This is a genomic window from Aquimarina sp. RZ0 (assembly GCF_008370685.1).
Taxonomy (GTDB): Bacteria; Bacteroidota; Bacteroidia; order Flavobacteriales; family Flavobacteriaceae; genus Aquimarina.
Genome location: NZ_VTZU01000033.1, coordinates 44,006 through 61,610, shown reverse-complemented (window position 1 = coordinate 61,610; position 17,605 = coordinate 44,006). Strand labels below are relative to the sequence as shown.

Genomic DNA, 17,605 nt, shown 5'->3' with positions numbered 1-17,605 from the left:
TTTCACCTCTTTTTATTTTCTTTGTAATTATGCCAGAACAAACACAAATCTTACATACGCTAAAAGAGTATTTTGGGTATGACAGCTTCCGTCCTTTACAACAAGAAATCATCGGTTCTATTTTTAATGGATCAGACAACTTGGTTATAATGCCTACTGGTGGCGGTAAATCCATCTGCTATCAATTACCTGCTTTACTCTTACCCGGCATTACCCTGGTCATTTCTCCTTTGATTGCATTAATGAAAGATCAGGTCGATGGATTAAGAGCCAATGGCATACAGGCATCATATGTAAATAGTAGTCAAAATGAAAATGAACAACAAGATATTTATCAAAACCTTCTGGATAAAAAAATCAAACTTCTTTATGTAGCTCCAGAGAGTTTGAGTTTTCTGGATACCATCCTATCCCAAATAGAAATTAGCTTGATTGCCATTGATGAAGCGCACTGTATCTCTTCCTGGGGACATGATTTCAGACCTGCATATACCCAACTTGGATATCTGAAAAATCGTTTTCCGGAAACTCCGGCAATTGCACTTACAGCAACAGCGGATAAAGCAACCAGAAAAGATATCTGTGATCAACTCAATATTCCTCATGCTACTCAATATTTAGCGTCTTTTGATCGTAAAAATTTAAGTCTTGAGGTTCGTCCGGGAAATAAAAGAATTGAACAAATTTTTAATTTCCTGCAGGACAAACCTAATGATTGCGGAATTATATACTGTCTAAGTAGGAAGACTACAGAAATGCTTGCCGAAAAATTGCAAGGTCAGGGATTTATTGCAGAAGCATATCACGCAGGTATTGATCATCTGCAACGATCAAAAGTACAAGAAGGTTTCATTAACGATACGGTACAAATTGTATGTGCAACCATTGCTTTTGGGATGGGAATTGACAAATCCAATGTACGATGGGTTATCCATTATAATTTACCTAAAAACATTGAAGGATACTACCAGGAAATTGGACGTGCCGGACGTGATGGGTTACCTTCTTCTACCTTATTATTTCATAGTTATGCAGATGTAGTACAATTACAAAAATTTGCAAATATGTCTGGTAACCAGGACGTACAGATAGCAAAACTGGATCGAATGAAACAGTATGCAGATTCTCTAAGTTGCAGAAGAAAAATTTTATTAAGTTATTTTGGAGAACTAATACAAGAAGATTGTGGTAATTGTGATGTGTGTAAAAATCCACCTAGTTTTATCGACGGAACTATCATTGCACAAAAAGCATTATCAACGGTGGTAAGGATAAAAGAAGAAGAACCTATAGGAACTGTAATTGATATTTTAAGAGGTGCACAAAATGCGGTAGTACTTGATAAAGGGTATCAACACGTAAAAACCTATGGTATTGCTAAAGATATTTCCTGGCAGGATTGGCAACAGTATATCATACAGCTTATTAATCAAGGATATCTTGAAATTGCCTTTCATCAAAATAACAAGCTAAAACTTACAGCTCTTTCTAAAAAAGTGCTGTTCGAGGGAGAGAAAGTAAGTCTGGCCAACCTGATAGAATTTAAAAAGAAAAAAGAAATAATACTCGAAGAAGTAACCAAAACTAAAACACCAGATTTATTCGAAAAACTAAGACAATTACGATTAGATCTTGCCAGAGAAGCCGGAATTCCTGCATATCAAATTTTTAGCGATGCTACTTTGAAAGAAATGGAAAAATTCAGACCGATGACTGATGAAGAATTTATGCAGATTAGTGGTGTGGGTAAACAAAAAATGCAGAACTACGGATTTCAGTTTATAAAGACGATTATAGATTTTTCTGCGGAAAAAACAAATAAGAAGAAAAAAACAAATAAAAATAAAGGTAGCTCCTATAAAGAAACATTAAACCTCTATAAAAATGGACTCTCCATAACTGAAATTGCAGCAGAACGAAAACTGGCAGAATCTACTATATTTTCACACATCATGAAACTACACGCAGATGGTGAAGATATTGATCTTACCCAATTTATCAGTGCAGAAGATATTAAATCAGTTGAACAGGCAAAAGAAGCCCTCGAACATCCGGACACTCTTAAACCATATTTTGAGCATTTTGAGCAAGCTATGGATTACAACACCATCAAACTAGCTTTGACTATTTTAGAAAACAATGACACTTAGAATAATCTATACATCATTCAGGAAAAGTACTCCCATATTTACCTAAAATAGCTGCCTTATTACTTACTGTAATATATGGATCATCCAAAGCTTTTTTAGCCACCTCATAATGTGGTGTTTGATCATACAACAATAGATACATCTCACGAATTGATACCCCTTTAGTATTTTCTTCCTGTAATACTAGTGTATCAGAGGCTTTTACATATCCCGGCGTTAACACTCTAAGATACATTCCCGGAATTAAGGCTTCTATAAATTGTTTTAAGATGGCTTGTGTTCCAAACCGTATTCCTAATTTAAAACAAGGTCTTCTGGGCTGAGAAACCTGAACGATTGCATCCCCTACCTTATAAATATTACCTATATTTATAATACGTTCATCCAGTCCCAAAATAGTAAGGTTTTCGCCAAACATTCCATAATCCCAAGTCAAATCAGGATATTTTTCTTTCCAATATGGATAATGCTCAGCAGCATATAGATAACAAGCTTTATCCACGCCTCCATGAACTTTTCTATCTATAACATGGTCGTTTTTTACATCTTCTTTGTCAAGAAAAATAGATGTATCCACAGGATACTTATAGATACCCGTTTTTACTTGATTACCTCTCCAGCTAATAGTCTTTGGTTCTCCAATATTTGTCGAAATAACCTTCATTAAATATTTACTTTTTAAGTGTTACCGCATTTAGGATCAACCCAGAACCCGGAACAATATGCTCTAATACTATTGGATCAGCGTCAGGATTTAAGGTGTTTTTTATAAAATCAACATCAATCTTTCCTTTACCAAGATCTAATAATGCCCCCATCATCAAGCGAATCTGATTTCTTTTAAAACCTGCTCCTTTTACCCTTAATAAATAACTCGCTTCAGGAAAGAAATTAGCTGTGTAAAGTGTATTTTCAACTATTTCACAGGAAATAATCTCTCCTTCCAGAATTGTATTTGCATTGGGGCGATAACAATAGGATCTAAAGTTATGCTTTCCCTCGAATAGTTTTGCAGCCTTTTGCATTTCTTTAATATTAAGCTCTTCTAGTACATTATACATAAAAGGTGCACAAAAAGGATGAAATTTCTCTCCATAACAAAACAAATAAATATATTCTTTAATCTTAGGATGCTGGATAATATTAAACTGTTCATCTGTTTCCTGAATACTAATCGCACGTATATCCTGAGGGAGGTTTTGATTTAATAAATCAAAAAAAAAATTTAGCACTAGTGCCTCATGATCTACAAATAATTCTATATAAGCTTCATTTGCAGATACCTTTGCATCGGTCCTCCCTGCTGCTAAAACTTTAAACCCTTTATGGTCTAATATATAATTGATTGTTCTTTCTACCATTCGTTGCAAGGTATTCACTTCTGGCTGTTTTTGCCATCCATGATATCTGAAGCCCAGATACTGCAGTTTTATAAGATAATAAAATCGTTTTCTAAACATGTGTGTACTTGTATGAATACATTTTCGAATATAGACAAATTATGTATTTCATCGATGTTTTACTGTTTTTTAATTAATAAATACTATAAAATCAACTCTAGAAATTACTATATTTGAGTAAATCTAATTAATTAACTTAAAAATCATTTTAGTTATGGTAAAAGCAAAATATCAAGACGTTTTAGACTTGGGGCAGGAATTAAATATTCAAAATGGTGATGTAACTGAAGATAACGGAGTACTTACTGTAAAAGGTACGGCAGGAACTCAATATGAAAAAAATCAGATTTGGGATAAAATTAAAGAGATTGGTGGGGAATCACCTAATGATATCGTTGCTGATATTGCCGTAGCTGATGATTCTGTCTACCATAGACATATTGTAAAAAGCGGAGAATCTTTGAGTAAAATAGCAAAACACTATTTTAAAGATCCTATGAAGTATAAGCAAATTTTTGAAGCAAATACCCATATCCTCAAAAATCCTGATGTCATTCACCCTGATCAGGAATTGATTATTCCTAATATATAAGATATTTTATAATGATAATTAGTGTCTGGTCGGAAATAGACAATTTTCATAATTTGAAAGATTTTTGATGAGATTTTGATTTTGCTGTATTTCAGACCAGACATTAAATAAAAACTACTACTACCTCTAAACCAGTAGTAGTTTAATAAATAGTTTTTTAGTTACAACTTTTTTGATTTAATTCTCCTGTAGGCGTGTACACTCGTAGCCAATCAATTCGCATTTTGGTATTTTCACCTGTCTTTATATCCGAACTATTCCAAAAATTATCAACACTTCCATAGCGCCAGTCTTGAGCAGCATGGCTAATAAGCATATGCATTTCTCTCGTGAGACCTTCTCCACATTTAGTATACCTTTGAGGATCAATACCATCATCAACGGCAAGTCCTTCAACAACTCTTACCAATTCGCCATCAATAAAATATTCTAATCGGTTTGGACTCACCCATTTCACTCCAAAATAATGAAAATCTTCACTCCATACCACATCATTATCTCTACTACAATTACCTTCGCTTTTTTTTCGAGACATCCAGGTTTGTCTTTTAGGCTGATAATCCAATCTTACTCCATTTTGATTATCAAACGTATGATGGCTTAAATGAATACGATCTGTAAAATAATCTTGTTCAGCACGCTGCCCATCAGCTCTGATTGTAGGTCCATATGCCTCTACATTATCTATTTCTTCTGTTGTTCCGGGATCGCTACTCAACATCCAAACTGCATTTGCCAATTGAGAATTACTTATTTTCACTTTAGCTTCCTGAAACAAAGGATAACTACTTTTTGCCCAGGTGGAAATCATACCGCAAAGCAGCCTCCTGTCGGCATTAACGCCTGTTTCTCTGGCTTCCAAAACTAATACGCCATTATCTTCTATCGAAACCTGTTCTCCCGTCCATACTGTAGGTATTGGCCCTGTAAAATCATTTACAAAGCCTAGTTTCCATTTATCTTTGAATGCCTGTGAAGGCACTCCGGTATCATAATTAAATTCATCTGATAATGCCTCTACAAGACTCCAGGATTTCATACCAAACTTAGAACGATCCACAGGAGCTAAATTATTATTCACGGGAGTATCAAACAAATTACTGTCACCCTGAGGACAATCAGATATAATTCCTCCCAAACCAAATTGAGCAGCAGCATTGTCGTTATCATTGCCATCACCACCATCCGAAGTATTCTCCTCTTCTTCCTGTCCGTTGTTGTCCATAACATTAGCCTCTGTATTATCACTACTACAACTTAAAAATACTAAATACAAAATCACTAACATTCCTAACTTAATTTTCTTCATAATTAATTTTTAGATTAAACTCATATTGAGTCGTGATTTTCAACCGAAAAGTTTGGATTTTGTACTATAATGAAGTAGGTTTTTTTCAGCATAGCCATAGCTACAGTTAAAAAAACAACAAAATTAGAGTGCAAAATGTAAATTTTGCAGGTCAAAGCAGTACTCAAGATGAGTTCAGTATTTAAAATAGATCTCCCCCCTATTTAAACAACTCTAATTTATTTCTAAATATATGTATTTTTTATGTAAAAAACATACTCTTTCTAACTGAACTACAATGAATAATAAATACGCTCCATCAAATACTTCTATTCTTTCTGACGATCAATTCATACTAGCACAACGTTCACAAACTTGTCTTGTCATGAATTTTCCCCATTTCAAAGCAATCATATTAGAAAAATAAACTATAAACTAACCATAAGAATTTTTCATGATTTTAACATTATTAATATGACAAACTAAACCATAAAAAACCAACTCATTTATTACAAAATCATTAATAAATAGCACTCTATTCTATTAATTATATTATTAATAACAACTAGTCCTTTTTGTGTTCAATATTTCACATTGATTTTATAAATATTTCTACATTTGGCATCGCTAACTCAATATAATATTAATATGAAAATACGATTATCATTACTCATTGGCTTATTCGTAATAAGCTACAGTTTTTCTCAAAACAACCTTTGGAAAAAAACCAACAACAATCTAAAAAAATCGACTATTATTTCCGCAAAGAAGGATTTACCAACGAAAACTCTTTTTAGATTAGATTTTCAACGTTTTAAAAAAATAATTCAGAAATCTCCCTTGCGAGGTAAATCATTGAGCTCTTCTGTAATTATTAATTTCCCAAATGTAAACGGACAATTAGAGTCCTTTAGAATTTTTGAAGCTCCTGTATTGTCTTCTGATCTTTCTGCCAGGTATCCAGGAATTAAATCATATGCGGGTCAGGGAATTGATAACCCTTCAGACAGAATACGCTTTAGTATATCGCCGAATGGTCTGCAAACGATGCTTCTAAGCGATAGAGGTGCCGTTTTTATAGAACCTATCGCAAAAGATGGTATGACATATACAGTGTATTCCAGGGGTGATAAATCAACTACAGTAGAAAAATTCAGATGTCTGGTTGATGAAAACACTAAAAATCTAACAGGGCAAACATCTAATAACCAAAAAAACGCAGATGACGGAACATTAAGAACCTATAGATTAGCCGTCTCTACCAACGGAGAATACACACAATTTCATGGAGGCACTAAAGCCGGTGCACTCGCAGCAATCAATACTACTATGACACGTGTGAATGCTATTTTTGAAAGTGATTTTGCTGTAACTATGGTTCTAATAGGAAATACAGATGATGTAATCTATACGAATGCAAGTACCGACCCTTATTCTAACGGAGGATTCAACAGTCAATTACAATCAACACTTACCAATGTGATTGGAGAAGCTAATTATGATATTGGTCACTTATTTGCGAAAGCTGGTAATAATGGTAATGCAGGATGTATTGGATGTGTATGTATAAATGGAAACAAAGGGAGTGCATTTACATCGAGAGCAGATCCTATCGGGGACGCTTTTGATGTTGATTATGTCGCACATGAAATGGGACATCAATTTGGAGGAAATCATACCTGGACTCACGGCGGTAATGAAGGAAGAAATGTACAAATGGAACCAGGAAGTGGTTCTACAATTATGGGATATGCAGGTATTACAGGAGCAACAGATGTACAACAAAATAGTGACCCTTATTTTCACGCGATAAGTATTCAGCAGATTACTAATTATGTGAAATCTACAAGTTGTCAGACCAATACAAATACTGGCAATGCTATCCCAACTGCAAATGCTGGATCGGACTATACCGTACCAAAAAGTACTCCATTTATATTAACAGGTCAAGGATCTGATACTAATAGTGGAGATGTACTTACATATTGCTGGGAACAATTCGACGAAAATAATGCAACTTCTACCTACCCGAATGTAACAGCTACTTCTGGTGTTGCTTTTAGATCTTTTAATCCTTCTACCTCTAATCAAAGATATTTTCCAAGGTTATCAACTATTAAAACTGGAGCTACTTCCTGGCAATGGGAGGCTATACCTGATGTGACAAGAACTTTAAACTTCAGACTCACGGTTAGAGACAACAAAGCCGGCGGTGCTGGTAACCAAAGTGATAATATGAAAGTAAATGTAACTGCTAATGCAGGACCATTCCTGGTAATCACACCAAATACAAATGTAAGCTGGTTAGCCGGTTCTGCTCAAACGGTAACCTGGGATGTTGCCGGTACTACTGCCAATGGTGTAGATACCGCAAATGTAGATATTTTATTATCTACTGATGGAGGTGATACATATACTATAGCGTTGGCCACAGGGGTTCCTAATGATGGATCTCATACCATTACTGTACCTAATGCTCAAGGTATTCAGAACAGAATTATGGTAAAAGGGTCAGGGAATGTATTTTTTGATATTTCCAATGCAGATTTTGAAATTAGTGGTCAGGTTACTCCAGATACACAAGCTCCTACTGCTCCTACCAATCTAATTGTTTCTAATACAACGCAAAACACGATTGACCTCTCCTGGAATGCTGCTACTGATAATACGGGTGTAACAGGATATGATGTTTATCAAGAAAATACTGTTATTGCTACCGTTGTATCTACTGCTTATCAGGTAACCGGATTATCACCCGAGACAACATATTCTTTTAGCATAAAAGCAAAAGATGCTGCAAACAATCAATCTGATTTTAGTAACATAGTAACCGCTACTACACTTCCCGGAGGTACTGGTGGTAATGGATGTACAGGAGGAATAACTTCTTTTCCATACGCAGAAAGTTTTGAAAATTCTTTGGGAGACTGGAGTCAGTCCTCTTCTGATGACATCGATTGGATAAATGATTCTGCTGGGACACCATCAAATAGCACAGGTCCATCAGATGCTGCTCAAGGAACGTATTATATGTATATAGAAGCCTCTGGCAACGGATCTGGTTATCCTACTAAAAAAGCAGTATTAAACTCACCTTGCTTTGATCTAAGCGGAACTACACAAGCTACTTTTGCTTTCCAATATCATATGTTTGGTTCTAGCATGGGTACTTTGGCATTAGAAGCGAGTAGTGATAATGGGGCTACCTGGACTTCCATTTGGTCAAAATCAGGGAATCAAGGAAATTCCTGGAAATCAGAAAGTCTTGATCTTGCTACGTATACCGGAAATGGTCTTAGATTAAGATTTAGTGGTATCACTAGTACCTCCTGGCGTGGTGATATGGCTATAGATGATATTCAATTGATAACTAATACGGTAACGCCTCCGTCTTGTTCTGATATTACAGTATCAATTACATTTGATGATTATCCAGAAGAAACTAGTTGGGAAATAGTGAATAGCAGTAATCAAATTGTAGCTTCTGGAGGCACATATGCTTCTCAAGCAGACGGATCTACCTTAACTGTTTCGGAGTGTCTGGATGCTGGAACATATACATTTACTATTAATGACACTTATGGTGATGGTATTTGTTGTTCATTCGGAAACGGTTCTTATTCGGTAACGGCAGGAAACACCTCATTAGCATCTGGAGCATCATTTGGCAGTTCTGAAGCTACCACATTCACGCTAGGTGGAGCTGCAAGAGGAGGATCAGAAGTTGTTAATTTTATTACTACAAAACCTATAGCAATCAGTGTATTTCCAAACCCGGTGGGAACTGCTCGTATTCTAAATATTTCTATTCCTGATAATAAAAGTTCGTACATACTATTTGATCTAAGAGGAAGAGTAATTTCTCAAGGTCAAATAGCAAATAAATCGATCTCTCTGGATGGAATTCAGTCCGGTTCTTATATCCTTTCTATAGGTGATTCTATTAAAAAATCAATTCACTCAATTATTATAAAATAAGTAATTAGTCAAATACGTTATATAAAGCCTTCAAAATTTAGTTTTGAAGGCTTTTTTTTCAATTATAAATGTTCTTCATTCTATTCTTAAAATCTGATTACAAAAATGTATTATACGATTTATAACTAAAAATTTCGCATATTCATCGTTTCTTTTTCCTTTCTACTTCGTTTAAAAAATAAACCGTAGCTATAGCTATGCTTGATTTTTTTGCCTTGCATAAAGAAAAAATAATTCAATGAATTTATACGAATTTTTTAATCACAAATCGTATTATTCTTATCCGTTATTCGATTCTGATTTGGATTTATTCAATGAACTCGAATAAAGTGCTATAACTTTTTTGTTTAAGCAAAAAGAAAAATGGAGCATAGTCAGAATTACGGCTTCTATTTATTTTGAAATATAAACGAAAAAGAGTGAAATTTGAATGGGTAATTCTAAATCAGAAATGGTATTATAAATACAGTACAGTCACCTATTTTACTTTGTTTTTAAATTTTATCATAAGAGCTTGTTTAAAAACCTTACTTCCTGAAAAAAAATATTTTAAGAACCGTGAGCTTACTTCAAATAATTAAAATATCTCGATATTCTCATCATTTGAAGTGTACTCAGAACCTCAAACTATTGATTTTCAATTTGTATTCTTTTTAAACATACTCTAAATACAATCTACTAGTAATTTATAACAAATTTAATACATGATGAAAGCTTGGTCACTAAAAACAAATAATATAAAAAAGCAGATCATAAGCCGGATTCTGTAACCATAAAAGTGGATCCTTATCATTTATCTAGTTTTGACATTACTATCAAAATCAAACCGTCTACCCTCTAACGTTGGGCGCTCAACCCTCAAAAGTTAGTATACATGACGTTGCACCGTATAGAGTTTACCTGGTTTCACTACAGCCTTACCTGTACATACTTTCTGTTGCACTTGTCCTCATTTTGCAATGGACGGGCATTACCCGCTATACTGAGCTATGGTGTCCGGACTTTCCTCTCTCCTGATATAGATCAAGACAGCGATAAGGTGATCTGCTTGCCGCAAAAATATGACAATTAGAAAATCTAGGTTAAAAAAACAGAACTATTTTTACCTGTTAATAACTCGCAATAAAATTTAAACCCTATAATTCTATATTTCCATTCTATTTTTAACTTTGTACCGATGGAGCATTTTATAGTATCTGCGCGTAAATACAGACCTCAAACCTTTAAGGACGTTGTGGGGCAACAGGCCATTACCAATACATTATTGAATGCCATAGAAAACGACCATCTTGCTCAGGCGCTATTATTTACAGGTCCCAGAGGAGTTGGTAAAACATCGTGTGCAAGAATTCTTGCAAAAACTATTAATCAGGAAGGTAACGACAATCCTGACGAAGATTTTGCTTTTAATATATTCGAATTAGATGCTGCATCAAATAACTCAGTAGATGATATCCGTAATTTAATTGATCAGGTTCGTATTCCTCCTCAGGTAGGTAAATACAAAGTATATATTATAGATGAGGTACATATGCTCTCTCAGGCAGCTTTTAATGCTTTTTTAAAAACGTTAGAAGAACCACCAAAACACGCAATTTTTATTCTAGCGACAACCGAGAAACATAAAATTATTCCTACGATATTATCTCGTTGTCAAATATTCGATTTTAAAAGAATTACTGTTACCGATGCTAAAAAGCATCTCATGGAAGTAGCAAAAAGTGAAGATATTATAGCAGATGAAGATGCATTACAAATCATAGCTCAAAAAGCAGATGGTGCTATGCGGGATGCATTGTCAATATTTGATAGAGTTGTTAGTTTTAGCGGTAAAAATCTAACAAGGCAGGCGGTTACCGAAAATCTTAATGTTTTAGATTATGAAACCTATTTTAAAAGTACGGATCTTATAATTGAGAATAATATCGCTCAATTATTACTGGAATTTAATGATATTCTGGCTCAGGGATTTGATGGACATCATTTTATTTCTGGATTAGCATCACATTTTAGAGATTTATTAGTTTGTAAAAATTCTGCGACTATTAATTTGCTGGAAGTTGGAGAGCAAACAAAATCCAAATATTTAGAGCAATCACAAAAATCAGCATATCAATTTTTAGTGAAAGGAATAGAATTAGCGAATGATTGTGACCTAAAATACAAAGCCAGCAGAAATCAGCGATTGCTAGTAGAATTATGTCTAATGCAACTTGCCTCCATACTTACTGAAGATGGAGAAAAAAAAAAGGGCAGCATTATATAATCCCACCTGATTATTTCGAAAAAAAAGGAATAAAACCAATTGATATAGCTTCTGAGCTAAAAAAAGAGAAAAAAACAGTAGTTGCTAAAAATAATGAAACTAGTGTACCTCAAGAAAAGCATGAGATACATAGTGTCAATACTGAGACCAAAGAACTCACCGCACAAAATAATAGTTCAGAACATCTTACAAAAAGTAATCCACCCGCAGATACGGATAGTAAAAAAAAATCTATTTTACCTAATAGAGAACGTAGAACCTCTGGTTTATCTCTAAATAGTATAAAAAGGAAAAAAGAACACGAAGAAAGTAAAGTAGAAAAAGTAATTGATCCCTCTAATTTACCAACATCATCATTTACTGAAGAAGAAATGCAAAATGCATGGGCTGATTATGGAAAAATGCAAGATAAAAAAGGGGAACGTATTATAGGCTCTATGTTTGCTATGAATACTCCAACGCTAAAAGGATTCGAAATATGCCTTGAACTTCCTAATGAATCTATGAAGATAGACTTGCAAAGTGCCCAATCAGGATTACTACAATTTTTATATAAAAAACTTGATAATTATTCTATCACCTTACACATTACCGTTAATGAAGAAGCTTCTAAAAAATATGCTTTTACTCCACAAGACAAATACAATAAATTAAGAGAAAAAAATCCGCTTATTGATAAACTTAGATCTTCTTTTGATTTAGATATTTGATTAAAAAAGCCTCAATACATCTACACTCGCTTTATTTGAATATAAAATCACCCCTCCCAGATAAAGTCATATTGCAAACTCTCCTCTTTTATTTTTTTCCTTTTCCTGATGATGACCTCTTGAAATAGTATCTATCTCTGATTTTATTATACAAAACTACAATGACAACAAATAATCCTAAAATCAATATTCCTCCTCTACCCGTCAAATAATCAAACAATGCTCCAATCATAAATTTAGTTTATAACCTAAGTCTTTTAATACATAAAAACTTACATCGATAACAGTTATTTTTTTATATAAAATTCCATACAAAGCAATCAATACCATGGTGATTTAGAATTACTCATTCAAATTTTACTCTTTTTCGTTGATATTGATACTTCAAGATAAGAACTAATTCTTATATATAATGCTATCCCAAACATACTATTTTGATTAAAAAAAAATAAAAATAAAAAACTAACAACTCTATTTAATCAAAAAAAGTACATTATAATGAATAGCTGTTTATTTATTCTATTAAAAAACTAAATATTATATTTTTAAGCAAAGATTTTATCAACTAAATTTTCCCATTTCAACACTATAAATACAGGTACTCAATACCTATATTTACTGAATCATCAATTTACAGGTAATTCTATTAATAAATCAATAAATAAACCCGTTACAACCACACTTATTAATAATAATATCAAAAAATTAATTTTCTAAGCAATGGTTTAAACTCCTCTAAAAAAAGGTTTTTCCTTAAATACGAAAGCGCAATTCACGACATTTTTAAGTAGTGTAATTTCCCTCTTTTTAACATTTATTTTTGATACAATTTCCCTAATTTTAACACCAACAAATTTCTTAAAAACTAACCAAATGAAATTAAAACATTTATTATTATCGTCATTATTTATGGCTCCTTTTATGAGTCAGGCACAAAAAACTGAGACCAAAGCTTCCTTCCAGGGTAAGGTTTCTTCTGTAGAGTATGTCTCTTCGTTAAAATCAAGACCGGATGATCTTGTTCCTTCAGATAATTCTTTTAGAGAAGCAAAAGATAAAAGATCTTTGGGAAATCAAATTATATCTGGAAAAGACCCACAAACAGAAGATGACTTTTTTATTAGAAACAGACATAAAAAAGAGCAAAGTATGCCTCTAAAAGCGGCTGATCTCGTTTTTGACGCTTACACATCTGGTTCTCAGCCTACAGACCCTTCTATGGCTGTTGGTCCTAATCACGTAATGGTGGTTTTTAATACTGGATTTGCAATTTATGATAAATCTGGTAATCAACTCTTAGGTCAAACTTCTCCTAATCCAGCAATTTTTCCTTCTGGTGGATGTTGTGACCTTACAGCTTCTTATGACAATGCAGCCGACAGATGGGTACTTTCATTTCTTGGTTCAGGAGCTCAGGTAGCGATTTCTGATGGTCCAGATCCATTAACTTCTGGATGGTTTGTATATAACATTTCAGGAATTCGTGATTATCAAAAATTATCCGTTTGGAGTGATGGATATTACATTACAGAGAATACAGGAGGAACAAATAAGTTATGGGTACTAGAAAGAGATGCTATGTTGGCAGGAGATCCTAATGCCCAGATTATCGGTTTTAATCTACCTGGAATTGTAACTAGTGGCTTTTTCAGTCCGCAGGCTCTAAATGTTACGGATGATAATTTGCCTGCTCCAGGAGGTGCTACTATTGTTTATCTACAAGATGATGCCTGGAATGGAGTATCTGTAGATCATATTAAAGTTTGGACAGCTAATGTAGATTGGAATACCCCAGGAAATTCAGTGGTATCTAGTCCGGTAGAAATTAATACAACTCCTTTTATCAGTGTTTTTGATGGTGGAAGTTTCTCTAACCTAACGCAACCTAATGGTGGTATTGCAATTGATGCACTACAAGCTACTATAATGAATCAAGCGCAGTTTAGAAAATTTGCAACTCATAATTCAGCTATTTTCAATTTTGTAGTAGATACTGACGCAGGATCTGGAGAATTAGCAGGAATTCGTTGGGTAGAATTTCGTCAAACTGATGATAATCAACCTTGGTCTTTGTATCAGGAAGGAACTTATACTGCACCCGATGGAAGACACGCTTGGCATGCTAGTATGGCTATGGATGCTCAAGGAAATATTGGTATGGGATATACATCTATGTCAGGGCCAACTACTCCATCTACAGTGAGAGTGAGTTCATATTACACGGGAAGACTTAGTACAGACCCATTAGGAACAATGACTGGTATAGAAGAGCTTATTGCTAATGGAACGGGTAACATCCCAGGTTTGAGATATGGAGATTATAGCAAAATTGATGTAGATCCATCTGATGATTCTACATTTTGGTTTATTAATGAATATGTCAATAATGGTAGAAAAGGTGTTGTAGGAAGATTCCAGATTCAGGCTGGACCTATAGACACACAGGCTCCTACAGATCCTTCAAATGTTGCTGCAAGTGATATTACTTCTAATAGCGCAACTCTTAATTGGACTGCCTCTACAGATAATATCGGCGTTGCTCGTTATAATATTTCTATAGATGGAGCTGTCGTAGGTACATCAACATCAACAACATTTGATGTAACAGGACTTGCTGCCTTAACTTCATACACTGCTAGCATAAATGCAGAAGATGCTGCTGGGAATGTTTCTGGAAGTGTTACTACAACATTCACTACATTAGATAGCACAGGTACTCCTGGTGTTATTGCAGCCTATTTCTTTGAAACTGGATTAGACGGCTGGATAGATGGTGGTAGTGATTGTAGACGAATAGAAAATCCTAACCGTTCTTTTGAAGGTCGTTTTTCTGTTAGACTTAGAGATAATTCTTCTTCTTCTAATGCGATATCTCCAACCCTTAACCTAACCAATAATACAGAGGTTTCAATCGAGTTTCATACATTTGCTAATAGTATGGAGCCTGGAGAAGATTTCTTTGTAGAATTTTTTAATGGTTCTTCTTACGAAGTTATAGGACAGTATATAAGTGGCACAGATTTCAGTAATGGAGTTTTCTTTACAGATACTATTGTATTGAATGCTGCTACATATGACTTTAATGCTAGCAATAACATCCGTTTTCGTTGTGACGCAAGTAGTAATGCAGATAGAATCTATTTTGATGCGGTTACTATATCTGGTGATAACGTAGCGCGTTCTGTGACTCCTGAGCCTGCTATTGAGACACCTGCAGAAACCTTGAAAATATTTACGCAGGCTTCAAATGATAAAATAAAAATATATCCTAATCCTACATACTCTCAGTTAAATATTGATATTGCTGATAGTAATTTTGATGAAATTACTATGTTTTCATCAAAAGGAGAAATTGTAAAAAGAATTGATTCTAAAATGCATTCTCTTTCAATTGATGTATCAGAATTTGCTTCAGGTATTTATTTTGTACGTTTTGTATCAGAAGGATTGGCTGTTACTAAAAGGTTTATCAAAAAGTAAATAAAAAATACTTGTTATAATTATTGTAAAAGGTTGCTCCGTTTTGGGCAACCTTTTTTGATTTGATCAACTACTAATAGTGGTAAAATCATTACCTTATTCTACTTTGAAAATACTTAGAGATACGTGGTATAGCTATTATAACCTCCCTATTCTTCTGGATATTCATATGCAGAAAACATCTAAATTTCTAATTAGACGAACCATTATCAATTCTTGATTCTAACACTGATTCTATAGAATCTGGTATGTTTTCTAATAAATCATACCCGGTGAGACTTTCTATAGAATTTACAGAAGTTCTGAATTGAGTCCAATCACTACCAATCCCCTGGTCATTAGGCACATTAATAGCAATAACTCGTGTAGATGTTGTGACTCTATTAATATCATTGGTTCCATTGGATAATATAAGTGCTACTTTCCAAAAAGAATCTGGTACTGTAATATTACCTCCATCGATGGTTGATGCAAAACCGTTTCTACCGGTACCTCCACTGCCAGTTACTCCAGCTATGATATGAATCTCATTTCCTTCTAGTAATAATGAACGCAGGTAATTCTCAAAATTCGCCCAGCTTCTTTGATTATTATCAGGAGCCTGAGGAGCAATATTACTCATATAGAATGTATTTTCATTTGAAGAAGAAGAAAATGTACGATCAGCAGACGGGCATAAATGTCCTCTATCAAAACCAGAACCTGTATAATCGCTCGATATAGCTCTAAAAAAGTTACTTGGTAACTCTGTATCTCTCTTAAAACAATTACATCTTGATGCATTCCCTGTCCAGGCAGTACTTAAGTGCCAACTTACCCAATTTGCCGTACCTCTATTATTGTTATACGACAATATAAAATCTGGTTTAGATAGAAAGAAATTTGTTGCACCAGATGCGGCATTTGATGGATTGCCAAATGTAAGATTACTGTCTCTGGATGGCGTACTACTCCCACTTCCTGTAGTGACCTCTACATTGTCTATATTAATTCTGTTAGATCCTCCTGATATTTTTTGTATTCCGAAACGTACACTCCTTGTTTCATGTACCGTAAAAGATACTGTATTTAATGTTGTAGAACTTGTAGTAACAGCGGATCCTATATATGACCAAGTTGCTCCATTATCAAAAGATGCCATTAAACGCCAGTTAGAATTACCATCATTTCCATACTTCGCATGCCTGATACTAATACTTTGGACTCCATTATCCATATTAAAAGACATCGTCATGTGCCCTGTTTTTCTCATACGAACGGATTTATCACCAAATTTTCTGTCGTTAGACAAAGTACCGATCAAAGCATCACTGAGATACCAATCTCCAGAATTTGATAAGGTAACACTCCCGCCCGCATAACTATTTTTAGATCCGGACTCATAGGTCTCAGTAAAGCCATCTTCTCTTCTGTTAGAAAAATTATGCTCATGAGGGCCATCATTATCATAAAAATAAGTTGGAGCTTCTATTTGACCTGCTACTGTTAGTGAAAATGGCACTATTTCTTCATAAGTAATGACCTCATCAGTATTACAACTAATCATAAAAAGTAAAACAAAAACGAATGCTGTTAAGCTATTTAATTTAAAAAGTTTCATAAATAAACGAATTAAAGGTTATAGAAAAAATGATTTTCAGAGTATGTATAAAGCTAGCTTTCACTTGTTAATTCAACACTAACAAATCATCAGTAAACCATTATAAATCAGTGTTTTTAAAACAAAAAGGTTAACATAAAA

General features: G+C 34.1%; 9 protein-coding genes, 1 other RNA gene and 1 pseudogene. 5 read left to right on the top strand and 6 right to left on the bottom strand.

What is annotated here, in order from left to right:
- Positions 1-29: 29 nt before the first annotated feature.
- Entirely contained in the window at positions 30-2,150 is a 2,121-nt protein-coding gene (gene recQ, locus F0000_RS13780) for a DNA helicase RecQ (protein WP_149625305.1), read from the top strand.
- Positions 2,151-2,163: 13 nt separating this feature from the next.
- Here the strand turns inward: recQ and F0000_RS13775 are convergent, their stop codons facing one another.
- Together F0000_RS13775 and F0000_RS13770 are read right to left on the bottom strand one after the other, a co-directional pair.
- On the bottom strand, positions 2,164-2,814 hold the full coding sequence (locus F0000_RS13775) for an MOSC domain-containing protein (protein WP_149625304.1): 651 nt from the start codon (positions 2,812-2,814) through the stop codon (positions 2,164-2,166).
- Between the two features lie 7 nt (positions 2,815-2,821).
- Positions 2,822-3,610: a tRNA pseudouridine(38-40) synthase TruA gene (locus tag F0000_RS13770; protein ID WP_149625303.1), complete on the bottom strand. Its 789-nt coding sequence runs from the start codon at positions 3,608-3,610 to the stop codon at positions 2,822-2,824.
- A gap of 154 nt (positions 3,611-3,764) precedes the next feature.
- Between F0000_RS13770 and F0000_RS13765 the strand changes: the two genes are divergently transcribed.
- Entirely contained in the window at positions 3,765-4,142 is a 378-nt protein-coding gene (locus F0000_RS13765) for a LysM peptidoglycan-binding domain-containing protein (RefSeq protein WP_149625302.1), read from the top strand.
- Positions 4,143-4,299: 157 nt separating this feature from the next.
- Here the strand turns inward: F0000_RS13765 and F0000_RS13760 are convergent, their stop codons facing one another.
- Complete coding sequence (locus tag F0000_RS13760) at positions 4,300-5,451, bottom strand: family 16 glycosylhydrolase (RefSeq protein WP_149625301.1); 1,152 nt, start codon at positions 5,449-5,451, stop codon at positions 4,300-4,302.
- Between the two features lie 627 nt (positions 5,452-6,078).
- On the opposite strand from F0000_RS13760, the gene F0000_RS13755 reads away from it, so the two are divergent.
- Positions 6,079-9,408, top strand: a complete 3,330-nt coding sequence (locus tag F0000_RS13755; RefSeq protein ID WP_149625300.1) for a reprolysin-like metallopeptidase — start codon at positions 6,079-6,081, stop codon at positions 9,406-9,408.
- 738 nt (positions 9,409-10,146) lie between these two features.
- Here F0000_RS13755 and rnpB read toward each other — a convergent pair.
- Positions 10,147-10,459, bottom strand: an RNA gene (gene rnpB, locus F0000_RS13750) — RNase P RNA component class A.
- 126 nt (positions 10,460-10,585) lie between these two features.
- On the opposite strand from rnpB, the pseudogene F0000_RS13745 reads away from it, so the two are divergent.
- A pseudogene (locus F0000_RS13745) lies at positions 10,586-12,384 on the top strand (DNA polymerase III subunit gamma/tau).
- Between the two features lie 88 nt (positions 12,385-12,472).
- Here the strand turns inward: F0000_RS13745 and F0000_RS27760 are convergent.
- The gene (locus F0000_RS27760) at positions 12,473-12,616 is read right to left on the bottom strand and encodes a hypothetical protein (RefSeq protein ID WP_188112123.1); all 144 of its coding nucleotides are present in this window, start codon (positions 12,614-12,616) and stop codon (positions 12,473-12,475) included.
- A gap of 641 nt (positions 12,617-13,257) precedes the next feature.
- Between F0000_RS27760 and F0000_RS13740 the strand changes: the two genes are divergently transcribed.
- Positions 13,258-15,864 (top strand): T9SS type A sorting domain-containing protein, encoded by a 2,607-nt coding sequence (locus tag F0000_RS13740; protein WP_149625299.1) that lies wholly within the window; start codon positions 13,258-13,260, stop codon positions 15,862-15,864.
- Positions 15,865-16,054: 190 nt separating this feature from the next.
- Here the strand turns inward: F0000_RS13740 and F0000_RS13735 are convergent, their stop codons facing one another.
- Positions 16,055-17,464, bottom strand: coding sequence for a DNA/RNA non-specific endonuclease (locus tag F0000_RS13735; RefSeq protein ID WP_149625298.1), 1,410 nt, complete (start codon positions 17,462-17,464; stop codon positions 16,055-16,057).
- Positions 17,465-17,605 lie beyond the last annotated feature (141 nt).